Origin of the sequence: Cyclobacterium salsum (genome assembly GCF_010119245.1) — a bacterium.
Taxonomy (GTDB): Bacteria; Bacteroidota; Bacteroidia; order Cytophagales; family Cyclobacteriaceae; genus Cyclobacterium; species Cyclobacterium salsum.
The window spans coordinates 176,777-194,008 of record NZ_WNKG01000010.1 but is presented as its reverse complement, the minus strand read 5'-3'; the positions used below and the strand labels follow the sequence as shown (position 1 = coordinate 194,008).

12 protein-coding genes and 1 pseudogene are annotated in these 17,232 nt (G+C 37.9%); 1 reads left to right on the top strand and 12 read right to left on the bottom strand.

Annotated features, from left to right (window positions below; all coding sequences use genetic code 11):
* Positions 1–6: 6 nt before the first annotated feature.
* The 12 genes and pseudogenes from GJS45_RS18365 to GJS45_RS18305 form a co-directional block, all read right to left on the bottom strand.
* Entirely contained in the window at positions 7–1,233 is a 1,227-nt protein-coding gene (locus GJS45_RS18365) for a hypothetical protein (protein WP_235954855.1), read from the bottom strand.
* A gap of 97 nt (positions 1,234–1,330) precedes the next feature.
* Positions 1,331–2,566 (bottom strand): glycosyltransferase family 4 protein, encoded by a 1,236-nt coding sequence (locus tag GJS45_RS18360; RefSeq protein ID WP_162343328.1) that lies wholly within the window; start codon positions 2,564–2,566, stop codon positions 1,331–1,333.
* Positions 2,560–3,363, bottom strand: a complete 804-nt coding sequence (locus GJS45_RS18355; RefSeq protein ID WP_202928122.1) for a glycosyltransferase family 4 protein — start codon at positions 3,361–3,363, stop codon at positions 2,560–2,562. The genes GJS45_RS18360 and GJS45_RS18355 overlap by 7 nt, the downstream gene beginning before the upstream one ends.
* A gap of 290 nt (positions 3,364–3,653) precedes the next feature.
* Entirely contained in the window at positions 3,654–4,796 is a 1,143-nt protein-coding gene (locus GJS45_RS18350) for a glycosyltransferase family protein (protein ID WP_162343326.1), read from the bottom strand.
* A gap of 102 nt (positions 4,797–4,898) precedes the next feature.
* Positions 4,899–5,228: pseudogene (locus GJS45_RS24135) on the bottom strand (GT-D fold domain-containing glycosyltransferase).
* Positions 5,229–5,239: 11 nt separating this feature from the next.
* Positions 5,240–6,208, bottom strand: coding sequence for a hypothetical protein (locus GJS45_RS18335; RefSeq protein ID WP_162343323.1), 969 nt, complete (start codon positions 6,206–6,208; stop codon positions 5,240–5,242).
* A complete protein-coding gene (locus GJS45_RS18330; protein ID WP_162343322.1) occupies positions 6,201–7,388 on the bottom strand; it encodes a glycosyltransferase family 4 protein in 1,188 nt (395 codons plus the stop codon). The genes GJS45_RS18335 and GJS45_RS18330 overlap by 8 nt, the downstream gene beginning before the upstream one ends.
* Position 7,389: 1 nt before the next feature.
* Positions 7,390–8,313: a glycosyltransferase gene (locus GJS45_RS18325; RefSeq protein ID WP_162343321.1), complete on the bottom strand. Its 924-nt coding sequence runs from the start codon at positions 8,311–8,313 to the stop codon at positions 7,390–7,392.
* Positions 8,314–9,356: 1,043 nt separating this feature from the next.
* Complete coding sequence (locus GJS45_RS18320) at positions 9,357–10,253, bottom strand: polysaccharide pyruvyl transferase family protein (RefSeq protein ID WP_235954853.1); 897 nt, start codon at positions 10,251–10,253, stop codon at positions 9,357–9,359.
* A 26-nt stretch (positions 10,254–10,279) separates the two neighbouring features.
* Positions 10,280–12,076 carry an ABC transporter ATP-binding protein gene (locus tag GJS45_RS18315; protein ID WP_162343319.1) on the bottom strand — a complete coding sequence of 599 codons (1,797 nt, stop codon included), beginning with the start codon at positions 12,074–12,076 and terminating at the stop codon, positions 10,280–10,282.
* Positions 12,077–12,173: 97 nt separating this feature from the next.
* Entirely contained in the window at positions 12,174–14,534 is a 2,361-nt protein-coding gene (locus tag GJS45_RS18310; RefSeq protein WP_162343318.1) for a GumC family protein, read from the bottom strand.
* Positions 14,535–14,545: 11 nt separating this feature from the next.
* Positions 14,546–15,328 carry a polysaccharide biosynthesis/export family protein gene (locus GJS45_RS18305; protein ID WP_235954852.1) on the bottom strand — a complete coding sequence of 261 codons (783 nt, stop codon included), beginning with the start codon at positions 15,326–15,328 and terminating at the stop codon, positions 14,546–14,548.
* 1,386 nt (positions 15,329–16,714) lie between these two features.
* On the opposite strand from GJS45_RS18305, the gene GJS45_RS18300 reads away from it, so the two are divergent.
* A complete protein-coding gene (locus GJS45_RS18300) occupies positions 16,715–17,194 on the top strand; it encodes a response regulator (protein WP_162343317.1) in 480 nt (159 codons plus the stop codon).
* Positions 17,195–17,232 lie beyond the last annotated feature (38 nt).

Here is a 17,232-nt window from a genome sequence, read left to right as displayed (position 1 = left end):
AACTTATTATTTTTTTTCCGAATTTCTCAATGAAGCAATCATCAATCCTCCTATCAAGGTTGAAAAACCCAATGAGGTTGGTTGAGCCCATTGGCCTTGGGGAATAATTAACAAAGCAAAACTTAAGAGCATCCATGGCAAATAATTTCCTTGGAACATTTGATTAAATGATGCTAAAGTCAGTTTCAACGCAAACATGATTCGGACTAAGATTATAATAAAACCCATCAGAAAACCTATTTCTCCGATTAACCTCCCCCATTCCCCTTCGGCAATCAAAAAGGTCATCTCTCCAGTCAATAACATACTTCCCACATTGGTACCCATTCCAATGCCATATCCAAAAAAAGGCATGTCTCCTTCTGCACCTTCTAAAATGGCCCCGGCCAAACCGCCCAAATACCTGTCTAATAATACCCCTTCTACGCCCCCCTCAGATGAATTGGCATTTTCGAAGCGTGCCGTAAAAACCTCAGTGGCAGTTTGAAATAAATTTACTTGAGCAAGTATCAATAATAGTAGTGCTAAGCCAATTAATGCCCCTATTGTTTTTCCCAATTGGTTTGGATTTACTAAAGTGATTATAACTGCAAATAGCAGCGTCACCAAAAAAGAAAAAAACAGTGATCTGCTAATGGAAAGGGGAATGGCTACCATCAATGCGAAAGTAGCCCCAAAAAGTACTACGCGATTTATTTTAGCTGAATCAAACCAAAAATACACCAGGTAGGATCCTACAAGGCCATAGAACTGGGTTACACCACTTGTAAAAGAAAAAGTTCCGGGTGGCCTGGAATAGCCCAGGGCACCACTGAAACCGGCCCCTTCAATATCTCCACCCACACCCCTGTTTACCCAAGCGGATTGGGAACTGTAAAACTGCAAAGCGATAAGTACTGCCATGGGAATGGCAATTAATAAGGATATTTTTCCCACTTTGATCACATCTTCCCGGCAAAATACAGCTCCCATCACAAACATTAATGGAAAATGAACGATTAAAATTCTTGCTCCAAACACTGCAACCGGTAAGTTGCCATGTCCCAAAAACAGCGCCGTATAAAAAGAAAAAATGGCAACAATTATTGTTACTCCGATATAAATATTAGGCAATAGGATACCTCGTTGCCAAGCTTTAAAAAGGATAAATATTGCAATGGGATCACGAATCACTAACAACGGTGCGGCTAATCCTGGTAAAAACCATTTTCTTAAAGCACCTTCAAATATCAAAAGAAGGAAATAAGCCCATATCCCATTTTTAAGCAAAACGTTTACATCATCCTTTTTTTGGACTTGTTGTACTACTTTTACCTGCATTTTAAGAAAATCAATAATGATTCAGTATGGCTTGGCTGAGTTCCTTTCCATAAACTTCCCACGGTCTTTTTTTTGCCGCTTCCCTGGCCGCACTTCCGGCCATTTCAATAAGTCTTGGCCGGTGGATTAAGTTTTCTAGGGTAGATTGAAGGGCATGGGTGGAACCTGCCTCCACTATCCAGCCATTTTCCCCATGGTCAATGATATCAGGGCCGGCGGTCCTTTCTGTTGTGATTACCGGAGTCCCTTGAGACATGGCCTCGGTGATGACCAGCCCAAAGCCCTCAAAAAGAGAAGGGAAAACAAAAACATCATGCCCCCTCATTTCTTTTAAGATTTTTTGATGTGGAAGACTACGGATCCAACGGTGCTTGTTAAGGGCCGCATCCAAAGCTGCACATGGTGCTCCTGTTTTGTTCCCTATAATGGTCAGCTCCACCTGCTTCCCCAATGCTTCTACCGCCTCAAACAACTGCGCAATACCTTTCCTTTGCGAAAGCCCTCCCACAAAAAGCAACTTCAAGGGCCTGTTAGAAATATTTGAATAAATTTTTGGCTTAGATACCGGCGGAAACCCATAGGGAATCACGTGAATGGGCGCTAGCTTCCCGGTAAAATCCCCTAAAGTTTGTGCCGTAAAGGTACTGGCGACAAAAATCCTATCGGCCATTTCTAATTCTTTGTCTTTTCGTCGCAGTTTTTCCTCGGAATCATTCAATCCGGTGAGCGTATCTGCCCATTCGGGCCTGTTTGCCCTTTCCTTCTCCAGAAATTTTCTTGCTGATTTCCAATACCCTATTGGTAGGTCGTAGAAACAATTTAAATTTAGCTCCTTGGCTTTATTGAACGAGTGGAAAGCACCATCTTCGTAGGAATATATGCCATTTACACCCTTTCTCTTGGCTTTTAAGAGGGAAGTGGCAATTTTTTGGTCTAAGCTACGGTATACGGCATCCACACAAAAACACCCGGTTTCATGTTGTATCATTCGGGTGAACCCTGCCTTAGCTGCCATCAACCTTCCAAGTTCCCGCCAAGGATGGGTGGATGTACATATGCTGTATTTTTTATCTAAACTTCTGCGTCGCACTTCGGAAAATGGACGTATGCCACCCAGCCGGTACAAAATGCTGCCAGGAAATACTGCAATGGCAGTATGGAATTCCGAAAGTAGCCTTGCATCATAAAAACCATTAACGACTGCCCTGGAATTGGCATTACCGGTAGGATGGGATGCAATCAGCATTTGCTTTTTGTCACACTTTTAATGATGGCTAAATATTTTTGGGCAACAACATCTGGATAATGCGATTGGAGGTGTTCCGCTGAAGCATTTCGTAAATTTTCTTCCAAACTGGGATTATTCAAAATACTTTGTATGGTTTCAACTAGTGCATTTACATTGCCACTAGTGAAGGTAAGTCCCGCCTTGCCCGCCGCACCCGGAAGTCCTCCTCGATCCGATACAATGGGTATGCAGCCACAAGCCATCCCCTCCAGCACCACGTTTCCAAAGGGTTCTGCCCAAATAGAGGGCACCAATAAGATTTTATGTTGGTTGAGACAGTGGACCAAATCTTCTCCCACTAAGTTACCTTTAAAGGTTACATGTGCAGCTATCCCCAATTCATTGGCCAAACCTTCCAAAGGTAATCTTTCGGGACCATCTCCTACTACAGTTAACGCAAGCACTTGAGCAGGATCACTTGTTTTTTGTGTTTCTCGGATTAAAAGTTTTATGGCTCTAATTGCCAGATCTGCTCCCTTATCCGAAACCAACCTTCCTAAAAAAACCAGGCCAAGGTTTTTTTCTACCTCTGGGATTATCCGAAATACCTCGCTCCTATATGGATTCCCGATCACTGTAGCCTTCGGCCATGTCTCTAACCTCACAGCTTCACTCACAGCGATGCTTGCTGCTGCACGTTTAAGCCAATGCATTTTAAATTTATCCTGCCAGCCCATTGAGCCATCCGTTCTTCCGATCCAGGTCCTTAGGGCCACCACCAATGGTTTCTTAATGAATAGGTTAGGCCAGGACATGCGGAGGCAGGGATTATTTTCATAAATTAAATCCGCCCATTGATGAGATGAAAAAATTTGTCGCAATGTTGGATTTCGAATAACTTGAAAAGGAAAAAGTTTAATTCCACTTCCCTCGGTCCAGGTTAATAGGCGGACTTCACAACCCTTATTTTGAAAATGATTTGCTAGAATTTCAGAATTCACCTCTATTCCTCCAATATCTGGATAAAATCGATGTGATAAAAATAAGATATTCACTACATATAGGCCTTTATGGTGATCTGTAGATCGGGTTTTCCCATTAAAATCTACTCATTTTCATTTAAAATTTTCCGGAAGTGATTATGAAGCCTTAGTACTGCATTTTCCGATGAATATTTTACACCAAAATTTTTTTCCTGATTTATAAAGGCTTTAAAATCTAGTTCACGGTGAAAACATGAAATTTCAAGAAAATGGAATGATTGAATATTTCCCTCCTCACAAAGTAAAATTACAGGTAATTCATTGTAAAGCATTGATGCTATACTTCCACTTTTTTGAATCAATTCTACTGGGTAGTCAGACAAACCAAAATCTGCACTTGCCAATATGTCTGCAGCTTCATCTGCATTCAAAAATCCTAAAGATTTGGTTTTTATATTTAATTTATTGGAAAGACTATTGAGAATGACAGCAGTTTTTGAGCTGTTGCTACCCCCTATATGCAAAATAAATAGTTCTTTATTTAGTTGCTCTTTTATTAAACCCGAAAGTGCATTAATTTTATTAATAATACCCTTTGATCGAACAATTTTTCCAAAAAAAACGCCTACAATTTTTCCCTCTAAATCTTCATTAATACGATAATTTACACATCGTATTCCTTTGGGAAGATTACTAAAAATCGGTACTATACTAGATTCATATCCAGCCTTTCTTAGCATATTATGATAAGTGTAATTACTGGTGTCAATAAGATCAAACTTCAACTTTTTTATCAATTTGGTAATAACGAATTTTTGGGACTCTCGTATAAACCACTCTTTTAACGAATGAACCTTTGAATCGGCTATCCATAATTCATGAAACATCACATGCCATTTTCTAGGTTTTTTGGAAATCCCATATAACCAGGAAGGTAAAAAGTAGGGCAATCCCTTCATGTGGAAAGAAAATGGAACAAATTGAAGGCTAATGATATCAGGATCCAATTGGTCTACTAATTGAATTACTATGTTTTGTCTGACCCTCCAGCTTAAATTGGATGATAATCGATAAGTATTAATCTCATTCCTTTTTCCTTTTTTATAGGAGGGGATTAAATCAATTGGAAATTCTTTTTCATTAACGGCGATAATGGAAACAAATTGACCTTGATTAACAAAACCTTCGGCAAGCATTCTGGTATAATCCCCAACTCCGTTTTTTCCTGGTTCAATACTTCCGCAAATAAATAAAGTACTGCTCAATTTAATATATTACTAACTATTTGATCCTTATACTTATCAAGTAAATAAGGATTTAATTCTTCAAATGATTGGTTACTAGAAGATTCATTCACATATTTTCCCTTAAAAAATTTCTTTTGATTTTACTTTATTGAGGATCCAAATATACTCTACATATAAATGCCCAATATCTAAAGCCAAAAATCTTTCTAGGGATAAATCATGTGTTAAGACGGTGGCAGTAGGACCCAATGCCAACAAAATCATTCTATTTTACCATGGCGATTTATTTCAAATAAAATTTTATTATACAACTTAAATTTATTTTTTGAAGGAAATAATTTTTTTTATTTCTTTTGCTTCGTTATACAAATCATCACCTATTTCAGATTTAGTATATTGTCCTTCAACCAATAGAATATTATGATTTGTCCAAATTTTCTTATGGCATATATATTTGATTCTTAGTTTCGTCTGTAAAACCTACCTATTATAACTGCTATGCTAAGGCAAACTTTTCGAAAATGGATCAAACCGCTAGTATGTGCATGTATAGGCCATTTAGCGTTTTCCCAATAGTTTTTCTCCGCAGGACTAGGTACAATTCCTTTAATTATTCGCAACAAAGGGTTTTTCTTCCAGGGTTTTGGTTGGTCAAGAGCATGATACATTAAAGCCGATCCGGATTTAAAACCCATACCTTCTTTACCTACTATACTAATTTCACCACTCCACGCTTCAACTGTTGCATTTAAAGCATCCTGATCAGTTTTTGGGAATGGACTAAATTCTCCTCTGGCTTCCTGCGGTAGGGAGTTGCCATTAAGTGATGAATGGCTTAACCCCCCTATCTCAGTAGCCATCTTTTCTTGAATCGACTTCCAAAGTGATAGAAATAGAACGTATTCCTTGCCTATTCCAAAAAATCCCCCATTTACATAATAAGGCTCTTTAAATTGAAGAAGGATTCCTTTTTCTCTAAAATATCTCCGCCAAACTGCTCTGCGAGGATGATTTTCTGGCATTGGGGAATTCACGTCTTCACATAAGGCCACTCCACATTCAATCCACTTTTCAAATAAAGACCAATGGACATTTATTATGATATCGGGATCGAAATAAAATAATCCCTTAGCTTCTTTGGCAGGTCCTTCATGCAATCGAAGCATGAAGTCAGGCTTATAGTTTGTTAAGTGATAGTCGGTCTCAAGTGGAAGAAAATGAATATGAACACCTTCTGCTACTTTATAGGTTCTACAACCACTCCATTGAAAAGATGGGTTTTCTTTTGCTTCCTTCGCCCACTCCGGTAAAATACCACGAAATCCGGCATAGATGAACCCTTGAAATCCGAAATGATAAAGTGAGTTAGATAATGCGGCCAAGCCATAATGGTAATGACCTTCAAAAAGTGTACATACAGCATTATTCATGATGATTATATTCCGCTTGGTCTTTTATATTATCGTGAGTTATATCAAGAAGAATTCGTTCAAGTTTTCGCTGAAATTCCTGATAATTTAGTCTTTCATCAAATTCAATCCTAGAATTAAGTGACAGTTTAACGTACCTAGATCGATCTTCCCAAACTTTTGTCCATCTGCCGGCGAAGCATTCGGGCGATTCATCAAAGTTCATCAATAATCCATTCACTCCATCCTTAATAATCTCTGAGACTCCACCTGTCTCTCTGCCAAGAGCAGGTAAGGCATAGGCATTTGCTTCACAATAGACACAGCCATAACATTCGGCATGGGAGGGAAGAAGAAGGGCATGAGAGTTGATTAGTAACTGCTCCAATTTTTCAGCCTCTTCTTTGACATCTTTACGAAGAAAACCAAGTTTAACGACAAACCTTTCATCCTGAGGGTCAATTTTAGGTGAACATCCAGCAACAAATAACTTAGCCTTAACCCCTATACGGTTCAGCTCCACCACAAACTTTAAACCATCAGGCCCACCTTTTCTTTCCCAGTCTACACCTAAAAATAAAAAATTGCATGATCCTTGATCTGCGCGCTTGTTTATCCAGTTTCTAACGGTTTTTGAATTTGGTATTTCGATTATATTTGCTCCAAAAGGAATGGTAGTCACTTTATGAGCACCAATTTTATAATCCTTTATAGCGCTTCGGCTTGCCCAGTCAGATGAATATATAGCGGCATCTGCTCTATTTAGTGCTCGTTGATACATTAGGTTGCCTGCTTTAACACTTCTTTTTGTTAAACCTGTAAAAGCAGGATAATAATTCAGCAGTGAAGCGAAGGTGGCATCATGAATTATTATTGATGGCTGCTTAAAAGAGCTATATGCTAAGAAATCCCCATGGATTACGATTACAACATCAGGAGAGAATTCTGCCACCTTATCATCTAATTGTTTTGCTATTCGCTTTAATATATAAGGCTCAACATCAGATAGAAACCATTTTTTAAATAATCGGTGATAATAGCGCCTATACCAATTATAATGCCAAGGCTCCTTGGGGTATTTAAGATCAATATTATATACCGTATGCCCTCCACCCCGCAAATAATCACAAATATGTGCAGGAATTCCTGACCAGGTTTTCATATCAAATGGATCTCCTTTGCTAGCAATTGCTATTTTCATATTATTTGACTTCCACTGTTTTATTCCATGCCATCCTTGCATCGCTAATAGCTTTATGTTCGGCGACCATAATTGATCTAGCTACTCCTCTGCACTTTATCCATTTCTTAAAATAGCGCAACTTTTTTAAAATAAAATTTTCACGATAATCCTTATTATATCCCCATATTTTACCTAAAATATAATGGGAATAAGCATGGCCTTTGGCGATTTCTATCAAATATTTAGAGGCTAATCTTTTTTTAGGAATTAGATGGATTACCTCCAATTCTGGGATTACTCCTGCTAGGTATTGATTTTTACAAGCGTGCAAGGCTAAATCTACATCATCACCTGATAATAACACATTTCCTATACGCCCTAAAGATTTGGTAAACATTCGGTTTCTGTATGAGCTGACATAATCCAAAGCAATACATCTACGTATAAACATTCCTGCACCGTAAGGTATAGCTTTGTTCCAGTTTATTTCACTTGAATAATAACTGCGTTTCTCATCCCTTAACGCTAGCATATTTGAAAAATATTGTATATTTAAAGATGGTTCTTCTTCATATTCGGGTAGAATCTTTCCTGCCCCTAAAACACCTAATAGTGGATTGCTTTCCATAGTCTGTAAAGCGAGTGCCAAGTAATTTTTTTCCAAGCAATTATCATCATCGACAAACAAAATGTAATCTGCGGTCGCTTCGTTAATCCCTCTGATCCGCGCTGGAATTAATCCTAAATTATCTTCTCTTATATAATGATAATCTGGATGCCATAATAGATTAAATCGCTCAGATACAGGAATTTTACTTCCGTTATCTATTATTAAAAGTTCCCAAAAATGTAAATTCAGTGTTTGGTTGCGAAGGTTATTCAAAACTCTAGTCAAATAATCGGTTCTGGGATTATGGGTGCAAATAATTACAGATAATTTCATTTTTTTTTAAATTCGAGTCATTGAAATTTGGCTGAGGAACGCGTTTTATATTTTTCACCCAGGATCTTTAAAAAAGATCCTGGGTGTTATTCCTAATGGTAAAAAAATAGGATAGCGAGGATCGTACTTGTAATACAAATAGTATTTACATAATAGAACGTAATACTTAAGAAGTTTTATATATTTTTATATAATAATTAAAAAATTAGATAACTTCGCTTTTTCCTTTAATTTGAATTATTTGCAAGCCTATTCTAAATATCAACCTTGTAAATTCAAGTCTAACAGTTTAAGGTTCAAAAGGAAGCAAAACCAAAAATTTGTCAATTAAATATATTTTTGATCTGATAATATTATTACGTAGTGCTGGCGTGCTTATGGCATTATATCTCTAACCCACCCTAGTAAAAGAATCCACATTTTCATTTGAAGATTTCTTGAACTTTAGATTAGGATCCATCAAAGTTTCTATATGGATGTCCCAATCCGGCTAACATGATATTTTTTTATCCCATCCATTCAAAAGAGTTAGTGTGTTTTTCCGCCATAATACGCCACTAGTATGCCAATGCATATCCGTTTTTAGAAATCTAATCAAATCATTTTTAGATTTATTGAGATAATTCTACAAGAAACCCGTATGAAAAGATTGCCTATTAAATACCGAAGTAAGAAAACAGTAGTAATTATAATTAGGGTCCTTACATGCGAAATTGAACCTTTTAAGAAGGCAGTCTTCGGAAAGCAAGTCGTTGGAATTTTGGAAAATTATAAATTCTCCTCTTGCCTTTTCTAAACCGGAATTTATCGACTTTACGCTCCTTTTGGTTTTTCATCGGTTATTAATATAAAACGCTAATCTTTTTAAATATATTCTAGAATCTTTGGATTAGCATCATCAATTGACTGATCATCCTCAATTATACAATCCTAAATCCTAAAATCATACATTATTTTATTATTTGTAGATTGATCAATATAATTTTTTATATATTATAAGCTGGCATTATGACTGTTACAATAGGTTTTATTTTATGGTTAAATTATTTATAATTAGACCCGAGAGAAACAATTGTTTGATTATTACACCATTGGACATTTGAAAAGTTTTCTTTTAAAGAAAATAAAAAGATACTTTCATTTTTATAATAAGAATTAGGATAGAAAATAACATCTTTCCCCAACAAAGCTCCAGCAATACAAATATGTAACCTATTAGTTAATATATTTTCATACTTGTTTATAATGCTGAAAATATCGATAACATTTTGTTCAACCATCTTTTCATCTGCCATATTCCCGTCATACAATATCAATAAGGAAAGATCTAAATTATTTTTTGGTCTACTTATGTTAGTTTTTTCAGAATCAATTCTAAACACATTGAGATTTTTTTCAAAAATAATATTAAAAATAGGAGAAAGAACTTGACGTTGATATCGGAACATTCTTAAAATGTATAATCTGAAAAAAATAGGAATGATATTTTTTTTTAGCTTTTCCTTTAATTCGTTAATTGAAATAGAAAAAGCTAAATCCTCCATTAAATAATAGTTGCATGCTGGATTCAAACTATGCACATAGGTAAATGAAACCTCTTCTCTACATATAAGTGTAGCATTGCTACCTAGTTTTTTTATCAATTCATCATTGGAATTAATAGTATGTGGTAACAAAATAAATTCTTTAAATTTGTTCAGATTATCATTTATAAAATTTGCGGCATAATCATACTCTTTCACCAAATTTCCGCCCCCTGCATAAAATACTATTTTATTATTAAGATCCGTTTCCTCAGTAATTATAGTATAGTTTAATCCTAATTGCTTAAATAAGCAATAAGCTCCATAAGCAATCAAAGCATCTCCCCCATTACCTGGATTAGGTTTGTAATAGATATGCTGTCCTTTATATTTGGATAAAAAAATTTTTATGTCCATTATATTGATTTTAGAAATACCTTTGTTCATCCAATTTCCTGCAATTCTACCATCCGTTTAAAGCCAGATGCCCTTTTTTTCAATATTTCAAAAGGGGCTTTGTCTATAATTTCTCCTTTATTCATTAAAACAATTTCGTCCACATTTTTAATGGTAGAAAGCCGATGAGCAATCATGATAATCGTGATTTGGCCTTTGAGGGCATCAATATTAGATTGAATCTCCTTTTCAGTTTCCGAATCCAAAGCGGAGGTTGCCTCATCAAAAATCAGTATTTGCACTTTTTTGAACAATTCTCTGGCTATCGAAATTCGTTGTTTCTGACCTCCACTTACATTGATACCATTGTTTCCTAAAAGCGTTTCTCCTTTGTCAGGTAATTCGTTAACATAATTTAGAATTTGCGCTTTTTGAATGGCATATTCAAATCTATTTATATTTTCCTGAGATTTTGCGGACCACAGGGTTACATTATTATAAATGGTATCATTGAATATAGTGGGATCTTGGGATATATATCCTATAATAGTTTGAAAACTTTTAAGTTTTATTTCTTTAAAGGGTACACCATCTATAGAAAATTTCCCACTGTCTATAGGTAATAGTCCCGAAATGACATTAACAAGGGTAGTTTTACCGCTACCGCTTTCCCCAACAAAAGCAACAGTCTTAAAGGCCGGTATTGTTAAATCAATATTTTTTAAGATAATTTCCTTTCCATAAGAAAACTGAACGTTTCTTAATTCCAGCCCTTCGGAAAGAAATCCCATTTCTATATTTCCAGTTGGCAATTCTTTATATTTACTGAGTTCCTGTTCGAACCATTCCACATTTTCCAGACTTCCGATCATTGCATTAAATCTGTTATAGCTTAATTGAAGAAAGGTAACCGCGGTCAAAGCCCGGTAAAAAAATAATAAACTTACCAAAATTGTCGCAAGTGATCCTCCTAGTACATTTATTTGAAGTAGTATGACTGCACAGACGATAATAATTAATATGGGTTCCCTTAGTGCCCCGGCTATTGCTCCCATATAGCCCATTTTTCTGTTTTCTTTTTCAATGTCTTCAATATTCTGATCTACCTTAGAACCATAAAGGTGTAGAAGCCCCGTGGCTTTTAAATACTTAAAGTTATTCACAAACTGGATGATCAGACCTTGATAACTATTTGCTGCGGTTACCCTAAGTCGGGATGATTCTTTGGTAATCCTATAAATTTCCTTGAATAAAAAATTGAATATTAATCCGCCAACAGATATTAAAATGGCAAATTGAGCATTCATCCAAATTGCAAAGCTCATATAGACCAGGACCATGACTACTTGCTGCATCATATTGATATACTGTACGAAAGCGTTGTAAATAACCGCCAATTCACCAGTCATTATATTTTGGATGCGACCTACATTCGCCGTAACAAAATACTTGTATTGCACTTCAGAAAATGTAGCAATTAAACGTTTTCTGGTTTTCAGCATAAAAAAGCGTCCAGTATCCGTTTCATACTTCATCTTTACAAACTGAATTGCGCCTTTGATAAGGTAAAAAACTACCATCAACCCCAGAATATTGATAAGGGTTACAGGAATATGCAGTGTTTCAACAATCGAATTAGGATTTTGCCCATTAGTACTTACTTCTTTAGCTGATTCTTCTGTGCCTGCGGCGATATCAAACAATGGAAGGAACATCGTTAACCCCATTCCATCCATTAATCCTACACCAACTGTCAACACCACCATTACAAATACCCTATTTCCCATTCTTTTGTAGAAAAAAAGGAAATTTTTAAAATATTTATTTATAAATGAATGGATCATAATTTAAGAGTAGATAACTAAGAAAATTATAATATTCAATTTTAGATTTTTTAACTATAAAGATTTAATGCGTTTTGGCACATGGTCGAATTAGAATTCAAGGCTTTCTATTGGAGAAAATCGGCCTTTTAGGTTCGACATTTATAGGTTTTCCGTTGCTGTTACCATACCCATACCCATATTCATACCCATTTCTTTTACTCGCATCATTCAATACCACCATGGGCTGACTTAACTTTTTACTTCGATACACATCCTCTAAAATGGGCAAATGGGCTTTATACGTATAGCCGTAGCGAACGATAAATAAAGTGGAATCCACAAAAGGGGCAAGACTAAATGTATCTGCTACCTGTCCAATGGGAGGGGAGTCCAGAATAATATAGTCAAATTGATTTCGTAGTGTGGCGATCAGGTCTTTTACCCTGGGACTCATTATCAATTCCGCAGGATTGGGTGGGAGAGTTCCGGCTCCAAGGGCAGACAAACCCTGCACTTTTTCTAATGGAACCAACCCTTCATTTACATCGAGAGTTGGAGACACCAGGAGATCGGTCAACCCCATTGTCGATTTTATGTCCAAATACTCCATAAGCCTGGCTTTTCGAAAGTCAAAATCAACGATCAGTACTTTTTTTCCGGAAAGGGCGAGGGTGGCTCCCAAATTGATACTGCAAAAGGTCTTTCCCTCTCCACTTCTTGCTGAGGTGACCAAAATGACCTTGTTTTCTTTTCCCACATTGGCAAAATGTAGATTGGCCCTGACCAGCCGAAATGTTTCGGCAATGACGGAATGTTCTCCTTCCGTTACCTGTAGGTTGGCTTTTACCTTACTGTGGTAGATTTCCCCTAAAATAGGTGCATTGGTAAGTCCCTCCACATCCTTTCTTTCTTTAACCTTATCGTTAAGCATATCCTTCAGGTAAATGAACCCAAATGGGATTAAAAAACCCAAACTTAATGCAGCCAGGTAGAGAACAGGCTTACTTGCACTAACCGGGGTATTTCCAGCGTCCGGTTCATCAATGATTCGGGAACTGGCCTGGGTGGAAGCTAACGTAAGCCCTGCTTCCTCCCGACTCTGGAGAAGGAACAGGTAAATGGCCTGTTTGACACTTTGCTGGCGATTGATTTCCAATAATTCCCTTTCGATGGAAGGAACGCTCCTTACTTTGGATTGAAACTGCCTGGTGCTGGATCTCAGGTTTGCTAATGTGATCTCCATATTATTTTTAATGGTCCTCAGGTTTTCCCGGATATTATTTCTTAGGTTACCAAGTTGCTCGTCCAGGTTATTGATCAGTGAACTGCCCGGTTGTATGGACCTGAGCATCCGCTGCCTTTCCAGTAGTAGCTCGTTAAATTTGGCCATCAATCCATTTAGTGTGGGCTCATTAATGGTCAATGCGCCTGGAATTAATTTTAATTCCTCCTGATAAACATAATTTTCCAAAGAATTGATGATGTCCATCTGGATTTCAAGATCTTCCAGTTCTTTACTGTATGCACTAGCAGATTGCATGTAAAGTTCGGCATTAGAACTCACATCAGTCAGCTCATTTTCTTTTTTGTAGGTTTCTACATTTTTTTCCACCTCTGAAAGTTCTGTGGACAAAAATTGAATGCGTTCATCCAGGAATTCAATAGTGCTGAGCTGTACCTGGTTCTTGTCTTCAACGGCTTCCTTGTTATACACCTCTACCAGTTTTTCCAATATCAGCATGCTTCTCTTAGGTACCGCATCGGTTAAGCCCAACCTCAACACATTGGATTCCTTGTTGACCAGTTCCACAGTCAACATCTGGCTATACGTTTTGGCCAGGTTTTTAATGTTATGAAAGTAGACGATGATATTCTTATCCATCTCGTTTTCCGTGGAGCCAATGACCGTAAAGCTGCCATAGGGTCGGTTGATTTCCTGACCGAACTTATGGTTGCTCACCTGGGGATTTCCTTCCCCATCAAATTCCGTCAGGTCAAAGCTATTGTCCTCCTTTCCTGCAAGTTTGATGGTTTTTCCATAGGCAGAAGGATCAAGTTTATTAATCAAGAGCGATATCGAAAGGTCATCCTTAAATACCTCTACATCCTTTACATTTCCTTCAATATAATAGCTGGTCTTCAGGTCCAACTCCTCAAATACCCTTTCCATCAGCGAGCGGGAGCGGAGCACAATCATTTCGCTGCCAATGGTTTTGTTTACCCCATAATCTCCCATGCCTCCGGTAATGCCACCCGCTAATACTGATCCGGCCGGATTGTCCTCTTTTATCAAAAGGGTTGTGCTGACGAAGTATTGAGGAGTGATGTTGTAGCGGATATGAAAATAGGTCGCGCTTAGGGTTAATAAACAACAAATCATGAACCAATACCAATACCTCAAGTATTTGTCAATCAGGCTTCGCACGTTTAGTTCCGGGGATTGGTTTCCAAACAATCCGTTCTGTGAATGATTCATGTTGAGCTGGTTTAAAACAGGCCAAACCTCCAGGCTACGAAAGCAATTGAATTCAGAAGGGTTAGGTAGAACATCGTATTTACCCGGCCGGAATTGGCTTGTAAAGCCCTGGCCTTGTCGGGCTCTACATAGATGATGTCGTTTTGCTGCAGGTAAAAATAAGGGGAGTCGAGGATGGCTTTATCATTTAAATTAAGCCTGACCGTGGTCCGTTCTTCCCCCACCTCCCGCATCAGCAAGATGTTCTCTCTTTTTCCAAAAGCTGTCATATCCCCTGCCAGCCCTATGGCCTCAATGATATTGATTTTTTCGGAAGGGACAGGTATGGTACTGGGGTTATTTACTTCACCGACCACTGTGATCCTGAAATTCATGATTTTAATATTGACAATGGGATTTCGGGCTTCTTTTTCCAATAGCTGCACCATTTTATCAGTAGCCTCTTCCAGGGTCAATCCGGCCAGTTGGACCTTACCCAATACCGGGAAGTTGATCTCCCCATTGTTGTCTACCCGATACCCTTGATTGAGCTGGCTGGGGGTATTCCCTTGTCCTTGTGAACTGCCGATACTGGCCAATACGCCACTGTTAAACAATAAATTGGATTCCGGGTTTAAGGTGCTGACGGTGATGCTCAGCAAGTCAATAGGCTGTATGCGTGGTTCCCGTGCATTTTGGATCTTCTCCGTGTTTGATCCCTCCTGGTGAAGGTCACTCATGTAGATCAGGTTTCGGGTGGAACAGGAGCCCAGTATAATAAGCCCTAAAAGCCCGGTAAAAAAAGTCAATTTCATTGATTAAAATTTCAGAAAGTATTAGGTGTTTTGATTTAAAATTAAGCCGAAGGGTTTAGTAGTTTGCATAGCTCCGCCCGGTCAGTCACAAAAACTTCATTTTTGAAGGTTAAACGGGGTTTGGGCAGTTTGTTGGTAGGTCAATTCGTTTAACCGATTATCGATATTTTATTTTATGTTAGCTGTACTTTTCACCTGAGATTGGCTTTATTTTCTATTAGCATAGTCATGTTTTTATAAAAATTACACTTATTCAGAACTGTTCTAAATCACTTATTTTGTATAAAATTTGAACCGTTAAGAAAATAAAAAACCTATAAATTTAGTAAGATAAATCAATCGCTATTAATCTCCCCTAAATTTTTATACAGGTAACCAAATATACAAATGATTTTCACAAACCATAATAAAAAAACATAAAAAGTGTATTTTAAATATTTAAATATGCTTTTTGAAACCATATTTATTAGTTTAAAAATAAATAGAGACTTTAATTTTAGATTAAAAATATAATATTTGAATGCCTGTATTATTTATTAATTGAATAATTTCATTTTAATATAATGTTTTTTCGATCTTCCTTTAGTAGTTTCTTTTCCTTTCTATGCAACTAATTGCCAGGCTTATCTGTAAAAGGTTTTTGTTTACCTGCTCCAAATGTCATGTTTTTACTTTCTTTTACAGACTGCCGCGGGTGCTGGGGCGGTCAGTGAAATACGATTGGGGTCAGATTAGCCCCCTCGCAGTGACGGGAACGTGTCGCCCGATGCCAACGTCGTCATTGCGAGCGCCAGCGAAGCAATCTGAACCGGAGCGCAGACGTAAGGAGTTCGAGAAATGGTCGGTTAAATACGCCTGCTGTGTCCGTCTTCCGACAGGCTGCCGCGGGTGCTGGGGCGGTCAGTGAAATACGATTGGGGTCAAGTTAGCCCCCTCGCAGTGACGGGTCGCGTTTCCAGTGCGCACACCGCGTCATTGCGAGAATTAACATTTTAAAAAACGCAGAAATCGGGATGACGGTATAATTTTGAAGTGATTATATCATATTGAAAACCAAATACTTATAAAATACGTCATCGGTAGCGCTAGCGAAGCAATCTGAACCGGAGCGTTGATGTAAGAATCACGAAAAAGGGCATTTAAATACGCCTGCTGTGTACATCTTCCGACAGACTGCCGCGGGTGCTGGGACGGTCAGTGAAATACGATTGGAGTCAGATTAGCCCCCTCGCAGTGACGATTCTCGCTCCCCCTCTCTCAGTCCCTCCGTCTCTTAGTCCCTTAGTCTCTTAGTCTCTCAGTCCCTAAGTCACCTTACACATTCCCCCAATTAAAGGTATTCGTTTTAATGATAGCAATTGCATGTGAATATTCTTAAATTGATGAATGATTTCACAACACATCCATATCCTTCTTGCCGATGACGACCAGGCCGATTGCCTTCTTTTTAAAGATGCCTTGCAAGAGCTGCCGGTGTCCGCAAGTCTCACTACGGTGCAAAATGGAGAGCAGGTGATGGAGGAGCTAACCCAAAATGGGAAGAAGCTGCCCGATGTGCTGTTCCTGGACATTAATATGCCGCGAAAAAGTGGCTTTGCCACCTTGGGAGAGATAAAACGAAACAATGGGTTGCAGAAACTTCCGGTGATCATGTTTTCTACCTCTTCGGACCTGGAATCGATAAAGAAGGTTTTTAGAGATGCCGCTCACTATTATATCTGCAAACCGGTTGAATTTTCGAATTGGAAAAAAGTCATCTATGAAGCGCTAACCCTGGTAACGGAAAAGGATCACTCCCTGCCGCTCGAAGAAAACTTTATGATTACAGGCGCTTCCATCGTTATTCCCGATAATCCTAAAAAGTAAACAAAGGGTAACCCATGCCAGTGAGATAGCGCTCGCTT

What these genes read in the sequence shown, in the direction of transcription:
- GJS45_RS18325 (WP_162343321.1), bottom strand. Translation starts at nt 8,313, where the DNA reads ATGAAATTATCTGTAATTATTTGCACCCATAATCCCAGAACCGATTAT.
- GJS45_RS18320 (WP_235954853.1), bottom strand. Translation starts at nt 10,253, where the DNA reads ATGGACATAAAAATTTTTTTATCCAAATATAAAGGACAGCATATCTAT.
- GJS45_RS18355 (WP_202928122.1), bottom strand. Translation starts at nt 3,363, where the DNA reads ATGTCCTGGCCTAACCTATTCATTAAGAAACCATTGGTGGTGGCCCTA.
- GJS45_RS18305 (WP_235954852.1), bottom strand. Translation starts at nt 15,328, where the DNA reads ATGAAATTGACTTTTTTTACCGGGCTTTTAGGGCTTATTATACTGGGC.
- GJS45_RS18360 (WP_162343328.1), bottom strand. Translation starts at nt 2,566, where the DNA reads ATGCTGATTGCATCCCATCCTACCGGTAATGCCAATTCCAGGGCAGTC.
- GJS45_RS18330 (WP_162343322.1), bottom strand. Translation starts at nt 7,388, where the DNA reads ATGAAAATAGCAATTGCTAGCAAAGGAGATCCATTTGATATGAAAACC.
- GJS45_RS18335 (WP_162343323.1), bottom strand. Translation starts at nt 6,208, where the DNA reads ATGAATAATGCTGTATGTACACTTTTTGAAGGTCATTACCATTATGGC.
- GJS45_RS18300 (WP_162343317.1), top strand. Translation starts at nt 16,715, where the DNA reads ATGATTTCACAACACATCCATATCCTTCTTGCCGATGACGACCAGGCC.
- GJS45_RS18315 (WP_162343319.1), bottom strand. Translation starts at nt 12,076, where the DNA reads ATGATCCATTCATTTATAAATAAATATTTTAAAAATTTCCTTTTTTTC.
- GJS45_RS18310 (WP_162343318.1), bottom strand. Translation starts at nt 14,534, where the DNA reads ATGAATCATTCACAGAACGGATTGTTTGGAAACCAATCCCCGGAACTA.